Source organism: Cobetia sp. cqz5-12, from assembly GCF_016495405.1.
In the GTDB taxonomy this organism is placed as follows: domain Bacteria; phylum Pseudomonadota; class Gammaproteobacteria; order Pseudomonadales; family Halomonadaceae; genus Cobetia.
On sequence record NZ_CP044522.1, the window covers coordinates 3,105,012 to 3,121,407 of the forward strand.

A 16,396-nucleotide genomic window follows, 5' to 3' on the forward strand; every position below is an offset into this window, starting at 1 on the left:
TTTCCTATACAAGAGTGAGATATCGGCTCGCGTTTAATTAGCGCCCATATGGGCTTCTGGCCGCTCAGCAGGCGGCTTGCCGCACACCGATTGTCTGATGCCATGCGTCAAGCGGCGCAAGATGTCTTGCAGTATTTTACTCAACGAAACATTTTGTAACCCTATGACTCCATGACATCGCCCATTTCTGCGGTCATCGGCAGTGGTCGCCACACCTCCCTCTGCAGGCACCGCCACCACCTGAATGACAGGAGACTCACATGCCAGACGTGCTGATCGGGGGACTCGCAGGACAGGGACCCAAGGGCCACATCACGCTAGCCGGGGCACTGGCCAATCGTCACGGTCTGGTCGCCGGCGCGACAGGTACCGGCAAGACCGTCACGTTGCAGGTGCTGGCAGAAGAGTTTTCGCGCATGGGAGTGCCGGTGTTCACCGCCGACGTCAAGGGCGACCTCTCGGGCATTGCCGCGGCGGGTGCCCCGCATCCACGCGTCGATGAACGCCTCGCCAGCCTCGGCATCAATGACTGGCAGCCTCAGGCCGCGCCCGTCAGGCTGTGGGATCTGTTCGGCAAGAGCGGGCATGCGGTGCGCGCCAGCGTGGCTTCCATGGGGCCTGAGCTGATGTCGACCCTGCTGGAATTGAACGACACCCAGAGTGGCCTGATGTACCTGGCCTTCGATCATGCCGAGCGTGAAGGACTGGAGCTGATCGACCTCAAGGACCTGATCAGCCTGCTCAAGCATATCGAGCGTGAACGCGAATGCTTCGAGGAGCGCTATGGCAGTGTCAGCCCCCAGAGCCTCGGTGCCATGCTGCGCCGGGTGCATGTACTGGCCACCCAGGGCGGCGAGCGCTTCTTCGCCGAACCGGCGCTCGACATCAATGACATGCTGGCGACCACGGGCGAGGGAGACCAGACACGCGGCTTCATCAATCTGCTCGATGGGCGTGAGTTGATGCAGAGTCCCCGCCTCTATACCACCTTTCTGCTGTGGTTCCTGTCGACGCTCTTTCGCACCCTCCCCGAACGCGGCGATGCCGATCGCCCGGTGCTGGTGTTCTTCTTCGATGAGGCTCACCTGCTGTTCGACGCCGCACCCAAGGCATTGCTTGAGCGTCTTGAGCAGACGGTGCGCCTGATTCGCTCCAAGGGGGTCGGCGTCTACTTCGTGACCCAATCCCCCGCCGACATCCCCGATGACGTGCTCGGCCAGCTGGGTAACAGGATCCAGCATGCCCTGCGCGCCTTCACTCCACGCGACCAGAAAGCCGTCAAGACCGCTGCCGAGACCTTCCGCCCCAACCCGGCCCTCGATACGGCTCAGGTAATCACGGAGCTGGGCGTGGGCGAGGCACTGGTCTCGGTGCTCGACAGCAAGGGCACGCCCACCCAGGTGGAGCGCACCTTGATCGCGCCGCCGCGTGGGCGGATAGGCCCGTTGAGTGACAGCGAGCGCACAGCGTTGCTGGCAAGCTCATCACTGGCCGGTCGCTATGATGAGGTGATAGATCGTGAATCGGCTCACGAGCGTCTCGAGGCGCAACTGACGAGCTCGGCGACGGCCCAGGTTCGGCCACAGGAGACACCAGCGGCAACGCCTGACACCACGCCGTCTACTGCAGAACATGATGGAAGCGCTCAAGCCGCTGCCAGCCGCGACTCCGAGCAAACAAGTCCGGTGGCCGAAAGCGCCCCACGCTCCGGTGGCAGGCAGCGTCAGGGCGTCATGGAGACCCTGCTCAAGTCCGTGATGCGCGCCTTGGGGTCACAGCTGGGACGGACCCTGATTCGCAGCCTGCTGCGCTCCTTCACTCGCCGCTGAGGCTCGCTCCTTTCAGTCTGATACCACGCCAACAGCCTGCCGACTCGCCAACAGCCTGAAGCGCTCCTTGGCAAATAGAAGCTTCCCCCGGCAAGCAAGCTCTCGAGACTGAGAGACTCATCCTTCACGAAAAGCAGGACATCACCCATGGTCATTTGACCATGGGTGATGTCCTGCTTTCGCTATCCAAGGCTGCTGACATCATATCGTCGCGCAAACTTCATTCGCTCTCGGCAAGGAGACGCCATACTGATGATTGCTGCTTACCGGCAGCACACCATGACACACACGCGCTTGCCACTACTCTCGGGGAGACTTGACGATGTGCATGAGCAATGAAGCATTGGAATTGTGGCTGAACGACAACTGGTTCTCGATCGAACTGGCGTTGGAAGCCATCGATATGGATGCGACAGCGGAACCTCAGCTGGCAGAAGCCGCCTGAGCCAACAACGATACGCATGACAACAGCGGGATCCTGCCTGCCCCACCGGTGACATCAGGTGTGAAACGGCACAGGACACGGATGACAGGACAAGCGGCACACAGACTCTGCCACGCATGACGACGCATCATGGTGGGCAGAGAAAGAACTTGTCGGGGAGGCCGTCGATCAGCCATCGACCGGCCTCCCCGTTTCTTTTGTGGCTCTACCAGATTCACGACCTGACATGTCTCTAATCCAGCCGCACCTCGAAAAGCCCCACCAGTCTTACGTGTATGAACAGTTGATTTCCTGGCCCGGCAAAGCACCCGTTCATCGCTCTCAACCGCCATACTCACTGTTTGGTCATTTCCTCTCCCCGCAACATGCAAGATAAGGATGTCACATGCTGCCCACCCCGCCCGCACGGCCACCCTCCTCGGGGTACTCGAGTCCAGTTGATACCCCAGAGCTCTCACCACAAGCCGCCGCCGCGACTGTCTTCCTCAATGAGAATCTCGGGCCTGCCCAGCTGCAAGCGTTGTTTACCCTGACACTCGCGCCTGCGGGTACCTTCAGCGAACAGCTCAGAGAGTACCTGGTGACCGCTTGCCGCCTGCTGGGGATGACCACCGGCATCCTCGGCCACGCTGAGGCCAATCGCTATGAAATCATGGCGGCGGTCAACCCGCCGCCCGGCAAGGTCGAGGGCGCGATCGCACCGCTGAACGAGACCTTCTGCAATGAAGTCGTTGAGCAGGCAGGCTGCATCGCCTACGCCAATATCGCGACCACGCCAGCACTCGAGGCTCATCCGGCCCTCAAGTCGATGCCCTTCCAGAGCTACATCGCCGCCCCGGTATGGACCGAAGGCCGTCTGACCGGCACCGTCTGCTTCGGCGACAACTCACCGCGCGCGGCAGATTTCAGCGTCAGCGATCGTGCACTGGTCGAGACACTGGCCAGCCTGCTGGGAGGCTTGATCGATCGTGAGAATGCGCGCAAGCGGCTGACTAGTGAACTGAGCAACCTGCGCCTCGCCTACCAGGAGATGGAGCTGCTGTTCTCGCGCTGCCAGCTCCCGATGGCGATCATGGACTTCCATGGCCATTGGACACGTCTCAATCCGGCGCTGGCCCAACTGCTGGGGACGGAGAGGAGTGAACTGCAGCGCGGCGCGCTGGAGGATGTCTCCCACCCTGCTGACATGCAGGCCTGTCAGGAGGCGCTTCTGGCCATGCAGGCCGGCGAGATCACCCACTTCGAGCAGCCGCATCGCTATCTGGGCAGACAGGGGCAGATCATCGAAGTCATGCTGCATCTGGATGTGATCGACAGCCACTCCGGCGTCATTCTCAGCCAGCACCAGGACCTCAGCGAGCAGCGCTCCCACGAGGAGAGCCTGGCCCGCATGCGGCACAAGCTGGCCAGCATGGCGCCCCCGGGTCCGGCCGTGCCGTCGGTGCTGGACAAGCTGTTGCCCGCCGAGATCTTCGAGCAACAGCTGGATGGCGAGATAGCACGCAGTGCACGCCACGGGCAGCCACTGTCGATCCTGCTGCTCAACGTGGATGCCTTTACCGACTTCAATCGCCAGTACGGCCGCGCCGCAGGAGACCGCGCACTGCAGCAGGTCTCCACCATCCTGCGCAACGCGACACGCAAGAGCGACCTGCTCAGCCAGCGTGATGATGGCTCGCTGATTGCGGTGCTGGGCCAGACAGATTCCAGCGGCGCCATCATCCTCGCCGAGCGCGTCCGCCATGCCACGGCAGAACTGCATGGTCTCGACGGGCCGGTCACCTGCAGCATCGGGCTGACCTGCTATCACCCGGCGCCCGATACGCTCACGCTGGCCAACCGGCTCGAGCTCTGCGAGCGCGCCCAGCACGCACTCAAGAAGGCCAAACGCCAGGGACGCAATCGCGTGCGCTTCCTGGAGCTTGAGCCGGTCATTCCGACGGACACCTTCGCAAGCCCCCAGGCCCCGAGCGGCTTCCCCTCGCCCGACCTGCCCTGAGTGGCGCCTTTCGTGGATGCGGCCTGCCGCGGATGCCCTTCAGGCACATCCCCATCAACGACAACGGCCACCCCGAAGGGTGGCCGTTGTCGTTTGACTCACACAGGCTTGCGCGGTGTCTCAGCGCAGAGGCCTGCTCAGAGACCGGGTCAGATATCTGAAGCCGATTCTCAGTCCAGCTTGCTCAGGTCGCGCACGGCACCCTTGTCAGCAGAGGTCGCCAGCAAGGCATAGGCCTTGAGCGCGGCGGAGACACGACGGTTGCGCTGGATGCTTGGCTTCCAGGCATCCTTGCCACGGGCATCCATCGCTTCACGGCGCTCATGCAGCTCGCTGTCGCTCAGCTTGACGTTGATGGTGCGGTTCGGGATGTCGATCAGAATGGTGTCGCCATGCTCGACCAGACCGATGGCACCGCCCGCCGCCGCTTCCGGAGACGCGTGGCCGATGGACAGGCCCGAGGTACCGCCGGAAAAACGGCCGTCGGTGAGCAGCGCACACGCCTTGCCCAGCCCCTTGGACTTGAGATAGGACGTCGGGTAGAGCATTTCCTGCATGCCCGGTCCGCCCTTCGGCCCTTCGTAGCGGATGATCACGACGTCGCCTTCCTTGACCTTGTCGGCCAGGATGTCTTCCACCGCCTGATCCTGGGACTCGCAGACGTAGGCACGGCCTTCGAAGACCAGGATGGAGTCATCGACGCCAGCGGTCTTCACCACGCAACCATCCAGGGCGATGTTGCCGTACAGCACGGCCAGGCCGCCCTGAGTGGAGAAGCAATGGTCGTAATCGCGGATACAGCCCTGGGCGCGATCACCATCCAGGCTCGGCCAGCGCGCGCTCTGCGAGAAGGCGGTCTGGGTCGGAATACCGCCCGGCCCGGCGCGATAGAACTCGACGACTTCATCAGTGGGCGAACGCATGATGTCCCACTCTTCCAGCGCCGCAGACAGCGAGTCGCCATAGACGGTCGGCACTGAGGTATCCAGCACACCGGCACGATCCAGCTCGCCCAGAATCCCCATGATGCCGCCGGCACGATGGACATCCTCGATGTGATATTTCTGGGTGTTCGGCGCCACCTTGCACATCTGCGGCACGCTGTGGGACAGCTTGTCGATGTCGGACATGGTGAAGTCGACACCGGCTTCCTGAGCGGCGGCCAGCAGGTGCAGGATGGTGTTGGTCGAGCCACCCATGGCGATATCCAGCGTCATCGCGTTGGCGAAGGCGGCGCGGGAGCCGATGGCACGCGGCAACAGGTGCTCTTCGTTGCCTTCGTAGTAACGGCGCGCCAGCTCGACGATGCGATGCCCGGCGTTCTCGAACAGACGACGACGATCGGAGTGAGTGGCCAGTACGGTGCCGTTGCCCGGCAATGCCAGACCCAGCGCTTCCATCAGGCAGTTCATGGAGTTGGCCGTGAACATGCCCGAGCAGCTGCCACAGGTCGGGCAGGCGCTGCGCTCGATCTCGGCAACCGTCTCGTCGTCGACGCTGTCATCGGCGGCGATGACCATGGCATCGACCAGATCGAGGCCGTGATCCAGCAGCTTGGTCTTGCCGGCTTCCATCGGGCCGCCGGAGACGAAGATGACCGGGATATTGAGGCGCATGGCGGCCATCAGCATCCCCGGGGTGATCTTGTCACAGTTGGAGATGCACACCAGCGCATCCGCACAGTGGGCATTCACCATGTATTCGACGCTATCGGCAATCAGGTCACGCGACGGCAGCGAATACAGCATGCCGTCGTGGCCCATGGCGATGCCATCATCGACCGCGATGGTGTTGAATTCCTTGGCGACGCCGCCGGCCTTCTCGATCTCGCGCGCGACCAGCTGACCCATGTCCTTGAGGTGGACGTGGCCCGGCACGAACTGGGTGAAGGAGTTGGCAACGGCGATGATCGGCTTCTGGAAGTCGCCATCTTTCATGCCGGTGGCGCGCCACAGGGCGCGAGCGCCGGCCATGTTACGACCTGCGGTGGTCGTACGGGAGCGATACTCTGGCATGGTGTCCTCGTCAATAGTGCTTGGCCGCTCTCCTGTGCGAAGAGGGACTGATTCATGGAATCGCGCCTGGCAGGGTCAAACTGACGCCGCGCTTCTGCGCAATCCGCTGCAGAATCACTCCGAACGGGAGCGGCTTCTGTTTTGGTCAGGCGGCGCCCCGCACGGGGTACGCACACCTGGTGTCCAGAGGAGACGCGTACCTCATGGGTCTACGCTGTCAGCCTGGGGACAATTCTGTCATGTACCGCCCCCGCTTGCCTACCAGATAGCACCGCCCACGCCATCAGCAGCCCCGAAAGATGCCGACAGGCGCCGACAGCGTTGAATGAAGCGGCCTCTAGCGTGGGCCTGTGGCGGGAGGCGCTGATTACACTGAAGGACGACACATCAGGCAATGCCAGACACCCCACAAGGAACAGGAGTCACCCATGGCCGGAAAATTCGTCATCACTCGGGGCAAGGACAGCAAGTTCTACTTTGCACTGAAGGCAGGCAACGGCGAGAAGATCCTGCAGAGTCAGGGCTATGCCGACAAGCGCGGCTGCCTGAACGGCGTGGAGTCCGTGCGCAAGAATGCCGTCGAAGAAAAACGCTTCACCCGGGAAGTCGCCAAGGACGGACGTTTCTATTTCACCTTGCTGGCCGCCAACAGCCAGCAGATCGGTCGCAGTCAGATGTACAAGTCGGAATCCGGCCGCGACAACGGCATCGCCAGCGTCGGGCGCAATGCCGCTGAGGCGGCCGTGCTGGAACAGCTCGATACCGCCTGAATGCCCGCGAGCATGCGCCTGCCTACACACGACGCCCCACTGAAAAGCAGAAGCCCCGCCGATTGGCGGGGCTTCTGCTTTTCGTCGGATGTCGCCATCCATTCTGCGCCGTGCGCTGTCAGTGGCGCTGTGCGCTGTCATTGTCGAAGACCACACGCGAGACATCCGCGTAGCGCGCCGCGAAGTGCACGATCATGCCCTCCTTCAGATATTCCGGCAGCTCATCGTAATCGCGCTGGTTGGCCTGCGGCAGAATCAGCTCATAGATATCACTGCGCCGAGCGGCGATCACCTTCTCGCGGATACCGCCTACCGGCAGCACCTGGCCGGTCAAGGTCAGCTCACCGGTCATCGCCAGCCCCTTGCGCGGCGCCTGATGCTTGGCCAACGACATCAACGCCGTGGTCATGGTCACGCCGGCACTGGGGCCGTCCTTGGGCGTCGCGCCCTCAGGGACGTGCAGGTGAATGAAGGACTCGTTGAAGAAGTCCGCCTCGGCATCATAGGCCTCGAGATTGGCCAGGGTGTAGGAGTAGGCGATGTTGGCCGATTCCTGCATCACGTCGCCCAGCTTGCCGGTCAGCTTCAAGCCACGTGTCAGGCCATGCACCCGAGTGGCTTCGATGGGCAGGGTCGCACCGCCCATGCTGGTCCAGGCAAGCCCGGTCACCACGCCTTCGCCGGCCAGGACCTTCTCGCGACGGAAGATCGGCGCGCCGAGGAATTCCTCGAGGTTCTTGACCGAGACCTTCACGGTCGCAAGCTCTTCTTCCAGCAACTTCACCGCCGCCTTGCGCACGATACGGTGCAGCTGTTTCTCCAGCTGGCGCACGCCGGCCTCACGGGCATAGCCCTCGATCACCTGACGCAGCGCAGCATCACTCAGATTGATGCGCTTCTTGGGAATGTTGTCGCGGGTCAGCAGCTTCGGCCACAGGTGATGCTTGGCGATCGCCATCTTCTCCTCGGCGATGTAACCGGAGAGGCGGATCTGCTCCATGCGGTCCAGCAGCGGGCCGGGAATGCTGTCCAGCGTGTTGGCGGTACACACGAACAGCACCTTGGAGAGATCGAGGCGCACATCGAGGTAGTGATCGAGGAAGTCGACGTTCTGCTCCGGGTCCAGCACCTCGAGCAGCGCCGAGGCCGGGTCGCCCTGGAAGGACTGCCCCAGCTTGTCGATCTCATCGAGCATGATCACCGGATTCTCGACCTTGACCTCCTTGAGCGCCTGCACCAGCTTGCCGGGCATGGCGCCCACGTAGGTGCGGCGATGACCCTTGATCTCGGACTCATCGCGCATGCCACCGATCGAGAAGCGATAGAACTCACGTCCCAGCGCCTGGGCGATGGAGCGACCTATGGAAGTCTTGCCCACGCCGGGCGGACCGACCAGCAACAGGATAGAGCCGCCGACATCGCCCTTGAAGGTACCCTCGGCCAGAAACTCGACAATGCGTGACTTCACATCATCCAGCCCGTCATGATCGCGATTGAGCACCTTGCGCGCATGGGCGAGATCCAGCTGGTCGGTGGAGGTGATGCCCCACGGCAGCGAGGTCAGCCAATCGAGATAGTTGCGCGTAGTGCCGTATTCCGGCGAGCCGGTCTCCAGCACCGACAGCTTGTCGAGCTCATCATCGATGCGTGACTGGACGCGCTCCGGCACCTTGAGCTCATCGAGACGGCCACGGAAGGTATCGACATCGTTCTCGCGGTCATCCTTGGAGATGCCCAGTTCACGCTGGATGACCTTGAGCTGTTCGCGCAGGAAGAATTCGCGCTGATGCTTCTCCATTTGCGCATTGACCTGCTGGGAGATCTCGGTCTGCAGCTGTGCAACCTCGATTTCCTTGCGCAACAGGGGCAGCACCTTCTGCATGCGCTCCATCACCGGCAGCGACTCCAGCACCTCCTGCAGCTCAGCGCCCTTGGCCGAGGTGATGGCAGCGGCGAAGTCGGTCAGCGGGCCTGGCTCATGGGGGCTGAAGCGATTGAGGTACTGCTTGAGCTCCTCACCGTACAGCGGGTTGATCGGCAACAGCTCCTTGATGCCGTTGATCATCGCCATCGCGTAGGCGCGCGCCTCATCGCTCTCGGCATCGACCGGCTCGCGCGGATAGGTGACCTCGACCAGATAGGGAGGCTTGCGCGACAGCCATCGCGTGATGCGGAAGCGACGCAGCCCCTGGGCGATGAACTGTACCTGGTCATCGCCGTCTTCGGGCTTGTGGACGCGCACGGCAGAGCCGATCTCAGGGAAGTGCTCGACCCCCAGCTCATCCACTTCGACATCGCCGACGAAGGCCAGGCCGACAGCATGATGCGGCGTATTGCCGACCAGCTGCATGGTCTCGGCCCAACGCTGCTTGTTGATCACCAGCGGCTGAACCTGGGCCGGGAAGAACGGGCGATTGTGAATCGGCAGCAGGTAGATGCGCTCCGGCAGCTGGTCACCACTCGGCACCAGCCCACCCGAGGCGGAAGAAGAAGGCTCTTGTGACTGGCTGTCATCCTCGAAGCCGGCAAGAATGTCGTCGTTATCGGAAATCTCTTCGTGACGTGGCATGCAACCCTCATGAAACCAGGCCTCGGTTGAGGCGATCATCTCCCCCAATGCGGCCAGTGAGCCACTTTATCAAGGCACGCTTGCCGCGCCGGAGGCGCAACGCTGCGTGTTCAGGGTGGCACGAGATGCGCCCCCGGAAACGACAATGCCCGCCATGAGGCGGGCATTGTCGTTTCCGGCATACTGCGCGGCGCGGTATCTCTGAGCTTTCGTGACACCGGCGCCTCGCATCTCCCTCAGTAGATCGGGGTGCCGTTGATCCTCACGCTGTCACCATCGATCTCGACCACGAGGTTGCGGTCGGCTGCCTGCGGAGAGACACCCGCCATCATGGCCATCATCGGCGGTACATTGCGGAATTCGAAACGCCCGCTCAGACGGTTTAGGAAGGCCTGCTGACCCGGTACGGTCTGCAGCTCCTGGATGGTCAGGTCAGTGATATCGGCACCATCGAGAATCATCTGGCCATCCCCCTGCATGTCGACACCGAAGGCATCGCTCTTGGCATTCAGCGATTCCAGCGTAATGCGCGGAGAGGTGCTCAGCATGGTGAACAGCGGCGCTTCGACCTTCTCGAGCATGGCGACCTGCTGCGCTTCGCTCAGCTCCTCGAACGGCTTGCCCGCTTCTTCCAGCAAGCCCTGCAGCTGGGTGATGAAGTCATAGACGGCTGCGCCCTGCAGACGATCGATCGAGATGGACACATCACCGCTGGCCATCTGCTGATCACCCGCGCTGACATCCTGCACCGACAGCTTCATCAGATAGCGCAGCTCGGTCGGGTCCAGGCGCGTTTCGCCGCTGTAACGGATATCGCTGGCGACCACTGGCGGCTGACCGGTGCCGTTGTCGATGGTCAAGGTGTCCAGCACGATCTTGTCGTCCTGGCGGAAGTCATTGTCCGCCCCGCGATAGATGCCGTTGAGGCTCAGGGTACCGACGCTGACCTTCTCGGCGCCATTGGTGATATCGAACGGCGTGATCTCGCCATCCACGGTGATTTCCGGGGTATCACCGCCATCGTGGGAAGCCAGCAGTTCGCCGCCCTGGAAGTCGATGCGCGTGCCGCTCTCCGGGTCCTGCCAGTCGAAGGCCGGCAAGGTCAGGGTGGTGTCGCTGGCGCCGCTGAAGTTGTCGACGCTGCCATCGAAGGCGATCGCCTTGCCATCGCCGAGCACTTCGGCGAAGACGTCGCGTGACGGCGTACCGTACAACACCTTGACGTTGCCCTTCATGCTGGTCGACAGCAGGCCGTGGCCGGCCTCATAAGGCAATACGATGCGCATGGGACCTTCACCGTCCCCGGTGGCGAGCTCCATCTCTACCCGGCCCGTGGAGCCGAACCAGCCGCTGTCGACCTCTTCACGGGTCGCCTTGATGTCAGAGCTCCTGTCGAGCTCTGCCACCATGCGGGCCATCTCATCTTCAAAACGCTGGCTCGAGTAAGCCACGCCGCCGACATAGCCGGCTGCCCCGATGACGACCACTGCCGTCACGGTTACCAGTCCCTTGCCCATCGCATTAACCCTTGTCCGTTATTGGAGCATCACACCGTCTGCGCGGTGCCTCTTGTCGCATCTGCTTCCATCAGTGAAACACGTGCGTGAGCCTCGCCACCAAGGCAGCGAGACGTCAGTGCAACCACAGCCACAGATGCATCGTCGACCAGGCGTAGATACCGGCGAAGACATCATCCAGCATGATGCCGAAGCCACCGGCGACCCGGCGGTCGGCCCAGCGAATCGGCCATGGTTTGAGAATATCGAAGACCCGAAAGACCACGAAGCCCCATAGCGCTGCCTGCCAAGAGAATGGCACGGCAGCCATCGTGATCCAATAGCCGACGAATTCGTCCCAGACGATCCCGGAGTGATCATGCACGCCGAGATCGCGCGAGGTGCGATCACAGATCCAGATCCCGACCAGCGACGCGACCAGCACGATGGCCAGATACGGCCACAGCGTGAGGTTGGTCATCAGCCAGTAGAACGGGATTGCCGCGAGAGTACCGAAGGTGCCCGGTGCAAAGGGCGCGGTACCACTGCCCAGCCCGAAGGCCAGGAAGTGGACGGGGCGCCGCCAGACACTGGCGGGAGCGCGATTCATGGTGCCACCCCGTTTACGTTGCGTGGCGATGCATCGTCGCAGGAGCCGTCTGGCTCAGAGGCCTGCGAGGCAGAGAAATGCTGCCAGCTCTGGCCCGTCGCGGCCTGCTCAATGCCCTTGTCCATCAGCATCACGCGCGGCGCATCACTGCCCGCCGCCTGCATGCGACCGATGACATTCAAGGACAGGTTGAGCGAGCGCAGGGCGAGCCTGGCCGCCTCGAGGTTCTCTGCGGGCAGCGTCAGCAACAGCTCGTAATCGTCGCCACCATTGAGGACCGCCTCGCGGGCGCCCTGCTCGCCCAGCGCCGTGATCAGCTCCGGCGCCAACGGCAGTTCGCCGAGCTCCAGCGCCGCTGACAGCTGGCTGGCACGACAGATATGTGCCAGATCACCCATCACGCCATCGGAGACATCCAGGCCCGCACTGGCCAGCTCACGCAGCGCCAGTCCCGCATCGACGCGCGGTTCAGGTCGCAGGTAGGCCGCCAGGCAGGGGTTCAGCACATCGCGGACCCCATCCTGCCAGGCCTTGAGGCCGGCATGCGCCAGCCCCGGCAGGCCGGTGACCGCGATGAGGTCCCCCTCGCGAGCGCCGTCACGCCGCAGGATCGGGCGGGTCACACTGTCGACCTGCTGGGCAGGCTCGAGCACGCACGGCAGCTCGCCATGCACGGTGATCGTGATGGAGAGCGGGCCGCGCGTGACGTCGCCGCCCACCAGCGCGATGCCGTAGCGCTCTGCCAGCGCGTGGAAACCGGCCGCAAAACCATGCAGCCAGTCTTCATCCACGTCCGGCAATGTCAGAGCCAGCAACGCCCAGCGCGGACTCGCCCCCATCGCCGCCAGATCAGACAGATTGACGGCCAGGGCGCGATGGCCGATGGACGCCGCAGGCGCATCCGGCGGGAAGTGCACCCCCGCCACCGAGGTATCGACACTGACCGCCATCTGCATGCCATCACTGGCGGCAAGAAGTGCACAGTCGTCACCCGGCCCCAGCAACACGCCCGGTGCCCCGGACAGATCGCGCTGGAAGTAGCGGGCAATCAGCTCGAATTCACCTGGCATGTCAGCGCAGGCGAGCCTGGGTCACCTCGGCACTGCGCAGCTTGACTGCCAGCTTGTCGAGGATCCCGTTGACGTACTTGTGCCCGTCGGTGGCACCGAAGGTCTTGGCCAGCTCGACCCCTTCGTTGATCGCCACGCGATACGGCACTTCCATACGCTTGGACAGCTCGTAGGCGCCCAGACGCAGGATGGCCAGCTCGATCTCGTCAAGATCCTGCAGGCGACGGTCGAGCAGCGGGCTGATGCTGGCATCCAGTTCTTTCTGGAAGCGCGGCACATTGTGCAGCAGCTCGTGGAACAGGGCCTGGTCGGCGATGCGCATCACCTCGACCCAGTTCTCGTGGAGCTCGACGTCATCATCGACCTGCTGTCCACGGAACTCGGCTTCGATGGTGGTCATGTTCTTGCCGGTCATCTGCCACTGGTAGATGCCCTGCACGGCCAGCTCGCGAGCGGCGCGGCGCGCCTGCTGCTGCTTGGACGGTTCGCGCTCGGTACGTTCCTTGCGTTCGCTCACGCGTCACCTCCCATGGCCTTGAGCAGGGAGACCATTTCCATCGCCGCCATGGCCGCTTCGGTACCCTTGTTGCCAGCCTTGGTGCCGGCACGCTCGATGGCCTGCTCGATGGAATTCACCGTCAGCACGCCATTGGCGACCGGGGTATCGAATTCGAGCTGCAGACGGGACAGCGCGGAGTTGCACTCACCGGCGACATATTCGAAGTGCGGTGTACCACCGCGGATCACCGCACCCAACGTGATGACGGCGTGCGGCTTGACCTTGGCCAGCACGGCCTTGACGGCCAGCGGAATTTCCCAGGCACCCGGCACGTGGATCAGGTCGATGTTTTCCTCATCGACGCCGTGGCGTACGAGAGAATCGACCGCGCCTTCCACCAGGCTGTCGACGACATGGTGGTTGAAACGCCCGACGACGATGACGTAACGGCCATCGACATTGGTGAAAGTGCCTTCGAGTTGAGCAATCGGTTGCATGGTCAGTCCACAATGCTAGCGCCCCGGAGAACCGGGGCGGGGATATCAATCATACCGGGGAAGGCCGCCAGGATTGCGCGACCTCCCCCGCCATTTGGGGTGCCGAAGCGCTTACGCGCCTGCGGCGTCTGCGCCTGTCTCGCCAGCCGTGTCATCACTGCCGACCAGTTCGACCACTTCGAGGCCAAACCCGGACAGAGCAGAGAATTTCCACGGCGAGCTGAGCAGACGCATCCGGCCAACACCGAGATCCCGAAGGATCTGGGCACCGGTACCGGTAGTCAGATAGTTGCCCGCACCATCGGATTCGTTGGTGCGCGGCGTACGACGTCGTCCGAGGAAGACATCGAGACGATCCTTGTAATCCATCGCGTCGCTGCCGGTGTCCAGCAGTACCAGCACGCCGGCATCGGCGGCGGCGACTTCGGCGAGCGCATCATTGAGCGCCCAGCTGCTGCTGCCCGGCTGACGCAGGGTCAACAGGTCGCGCATCGGGTCCTGCACGTGCACACGCACGGTGGTCAAAGACTCGGCGTTCGGTGTGCCCTTGACCAGCGCCAGGTGGTGACGGCCCTGGATGCGATCGCTGAAGCAGTGCAACGTCAGCTCACCGAAGGCGGTCTCGACCTGCTCGCTGTCCAGCACTTCCACGGTCTGCTCATTGTGGATGCGATACTCGATCAGATCCGCAATGGTGCCGACCTTGAGGTCGTGCTCGGCGGCGAAGCGCTCGAGCTCTTCACGACGCGCCATGCTGCCGTCGTCGTTCATGATCTCGCAGATCACGCCGGTCGCGCCAAAGCCCGCCATGGAGGCCAGATCACAGGCCGCCTCGGTATGGCCGGCACGACGCAGCACGCCACCCGGTTCCGCCATCAGCGGGAAGATGTGCCCCGGCTGGACGATGTCCTGCGGGCGCGCATTGCGCGCGGCGGCAGCCTGTACGGTGCGGGCGCGGTCTGCCGCCGAGATGCCGGTGGTGACACCTTCGGTGGCCTCGATGGAGAGCGTGAACTTGGTGCCGAAGCCGGAGCCGTTGGCCTGAACCATCAGTGGCAGCTGGAGCTGTTCGCAATGCTCACGCGACATCGGCATGCAGATCAAGCCACGCGCGTGGCGTGCCATGAAGTTGATGTGCTCGGCTGTCACGGCTTCCGCGGCGATGATGATGTCGCCTTCATTCTCACGATCCTCGTCATCCATGAGGATGACCATCTTGCCTTGCCGGATATCCTCGACGAGTGCTGCGATGCCTGATAGCGCCATGCTTGCTCCACTTTACGGGCTGCGCCGGCCCATGCCGGACCCACGCGTATTATCAAAAAGTCGGGCGTCAGGGTACCCCGCCACCCCGTTTTGCGCCAGCACCCAGCGACGCAGCTGTCGCCAGACGGCGGCAAGTGCTTGCGTTAAAAGAAGAAATCAGTCGCCGCTCTCCTGCGGGTCTGGCGATGCCAATGGCACTGCGGTGATGCGCCAATCACGCCCCACCGCCCGGATGTCTCGAATCTCGACCCGGCGCTGCTGTGCCATGCGATCCAGCCCCGGCAGCGCCAGCAGCGGGCGAGCCTCGCCACCCAGCAGCGCCGGTGCCATGAAGATCTGCATCTCATCGACCAGCCCCGCCTGGATCATGGCGCCGGCCAGGACCGCACCGGTCTCCAGCAGCACCTCGTTGGCCTGCTCGTGCTCGGCCAGATGGCGCAGCAGGGCCTCGAGGTCCACGCGTCCCTCCGGGCCCGCCGGCAGCGCCAGCACCTCGGCGCCGGCCGCTTCCAACAGTCTGCGCCGTTCTGCCTGAGCCGCTGTCTCATCCGCGACACACACCAGAAGCGTACGACCGGATTGCGCCAGAATGCGCGCCGCCAGCGGCAGACGCAGATGGCTATCCACCACCACGCGCAACGGCTGACGCGCCACCAGCGCCTCGAGCCCCAGCGGATGGTCTTCGAGCCCGAGCTGGTCGGCGCGCACGTTGAGACGCGAATCATCGAAGATGACCGACTCGATGCCGCTCATCACCACACTGGAGCGCGCACGCAGGCGCTGCACGGCACTGCGCGCTTCGGGGCCGGTGATCCACTGGGATTCGCCGGAAGCCATCGCCGTGCGCCCGTCCAGACTCATGGCCTGCTTGAGGCGCACGAAAGGCCGACCGCGCTCCATGCGTGACAGAAAGCCGGGATTGAGCGCTCGCGCCTCCTGCTCCATCACCCCGACCGTCACCGCGATGCCCGCGCCCTGCAGCAGCGCGATGCCGCGCCCGGCAACCTGCGGATTCGGATCACGCATCGCGATCACCACCCGCGACACCCCCGCCGCGATCAAGGCCAGCGAGCAAGGGCCGGTGCGCCCGGTGTGGGAGCAGGGCTCCAGTGTCACATAAGCCACGCAGCCCAGCGCGCGCTCGCCCGCCTCTGCCAGCGCATTGACCTCGGCATGCCCTTCCCCGGCACGCACGTGAAAGCCGCTCGCGATCACCTCGTCGGTCTCGGCCTCTACCAGGACACAGCCGACACGCGGATTGGGCTGCGTCGTGTAGCTGCCCAGGCGCGCCAGGCGCAGGGCGTGGGCCATGTGGCGCGCATCACGCGCCG

General features: G+C 63.6%; 12 protein-coding genes. 3 read left to right on the forward strand and 9 right to left on the reverse strand.

Annotation, left to right across the window (positions count from 1 at the left end; translation table 11 throughout):
- Positions 1–260: 260 nt before the first annotated feature.
- Together F8A90_RS12995 and F8A90_RS13000 are read left to right on the forward strand one after the other, a co-directional pair.
- Positions 261–1,829 carry a helicase HerA-like domain-containing protein gene (locus tag F8A90_RS12995; protein ID WP_200017409.1) on the forward strand — a complete coding sequence of 523 codons (1,569 nt, stop codon included), beginning with the start codon at positions 261–263 and terminating at the stop codon, positions 1,827–1,829.
- A gap of 830 nt (positions 1,830–2,659) precedes the next feature.
- Positions 2,660–4,273 (forward strand): diguanylate cyclase domain-containing protein, encoded by a 1,614-nt coding sequence (locus F8A90_RS13000; protein WP_200017410.1) that lies wholly within the window; start codon positions 2,660–2,662, stop codon positions 4,271–4,273.
- 170 nt (positions 4,274–4,443) lie between these two features.
- On the opposite strand, the gene ilvD is transcribed toward F8A90_RS13000, so the two are convergent.
- Positions 4,444–6,288, reverse strand: coding sequence for a dihydroxy-acid dehydratase (gene ilvD / locus F8A90_RS13005; protein ID WP_107336223.1), 1,845 nt, complete (start codon positions 6,286–6,288; stop codon positions 4,444–4,446).
- 428 nt (positions 6,289–6,716) lie between these two features.
- Between ilvD and F8A90_RS13010 the strand changes: the two genes are divergently transcribed.
- Positions 6,717–7,058, forward strand: coding sequence for a YegP family protein (locus F8A90_RS13010; RefSeq protein ID WP_043331370.1), 342 nt, complete (start codon positions 6,717–6,719; stop codon positions 7,056–7,058).
- Between the two features lie 118 nt (positions 7,059–7,176).
- Here F8A90_RS13010 and lon read toward each other — a convergent pair whose 3' ends face one another.
- The 8 genes from lon to ribD all read right to left on the reverse strand — a co-directional run bounded on the left by lon (position 7,177) and on the right by ribD (position 16,376).
- Complete coding sequence (gene lon / locus F8A90_RS13015) at positions 7,177–9,627, reverse strand: endopeptidase La (protein ID WP_200017411.1); 2,451 nt, start codon at positions 9,625–9,627, stop codon at positions 7,177–7,179.
- A gap of 236 nt (positions 9,628–9,863) precedes the next feature.
- Positions 9,864–11,144: a DUF945 family protein gene (locus F8A90_RS13020; RefSeq protein ID WP_166018813.1), complete on the reverse strand. Its 1,281-nt coding sequence runs from the start codon at positions 11,142–11,144 to the stop codon at positions 9,864–9,866.
- A 115-nt stretch (positions 11,145–11,259) separates the two neighbouring features.
- Positions 11,260–11,733: a phosphatidylglycerophosphatase A family protein gene (locus F8A90_RS13025; protein ID WP_043331372.1), complete on the reverse strand. Its 474-nt coding sequence runs from the start codon at positions 11,731–11,733 to the stop codon at positions 11,260–11,262.
- On the reverse strand, positions 11,730–12,803 hold the full coding sequence (thiL, locus tag F8A90_RS13030; protein ID WP_200017412.1) for a thiamine-phosphate kinase: 1,074 nt from the start codon (positions 12,801–12,803) through the stop codon (positions 11,730–11,732). The genes F8A90_RS13025 and thiL overlap by 4 nt, the downstream gene beginning before the upstream one ends.
- A gap of 1 nt (position 12,804) precedes the next feature.
- On the reverse strand, positions 12,805–13,320 hold the full coding sequence (nusB, locus tag F8A90_RS13035; RefSeq protein ID WP_043331373.1) for a transcription antitermination factor NusB: 516 nt from the start codon (positions 13,318–13,320) through the stop codon (positions 12,805–12,807).
- On the reverse strand, positions 13,317–13,799 hold the full coding sequence (gene ribH, locus F8A90_RS13040; protein WP_043331374.1) for a 6,7-dimethyl-8-ribityllumazine synthase: 483 nt from the start codon (positions 13,797–13,799) through the stop codon (positions 13,317–13,319). The genes nusB and ribH overlap by 4 nt, the downstream gene beginning before the upstream one ends.
- 111 nt (positions 13,800–13,910) lie before the next feature.
- Complete coding sequence (gene ribBA, locus F8A90_RS13045; RefSeq protein ID WP_200017413.1) at positions 13,911–15,065, reverse strand: bifunctional 3,4-dihydroxy-2-butanone-4-phosphate synthase/GTP cyclohydrolase II; 1,155 nt, start codon at positions 15,063–15,065, stop codon at positions 13,911–13,913.
- 156 nt (positions 15,066–15,221) lie between these two features.
- The gene (gene ribD / locus F8A90_RS13050) at positions 15,222–16,376 is read right to left on the reverse strand and encodes a bifunctional diaminohydroxyphosphoribosylaminopyrimidine deaminase/5-amino-6-(5-phosphoribosylamino)uracil reductase RibD (protein ID WP_233593321.1); all 1,155 of its coding nucleotides are present in this window, start codon (positions 16,374–16,376) and stop codon (positions 15,222–15,224) included.
- Positions 16,377–16,396: the final 20 nt, after the last annotated feature.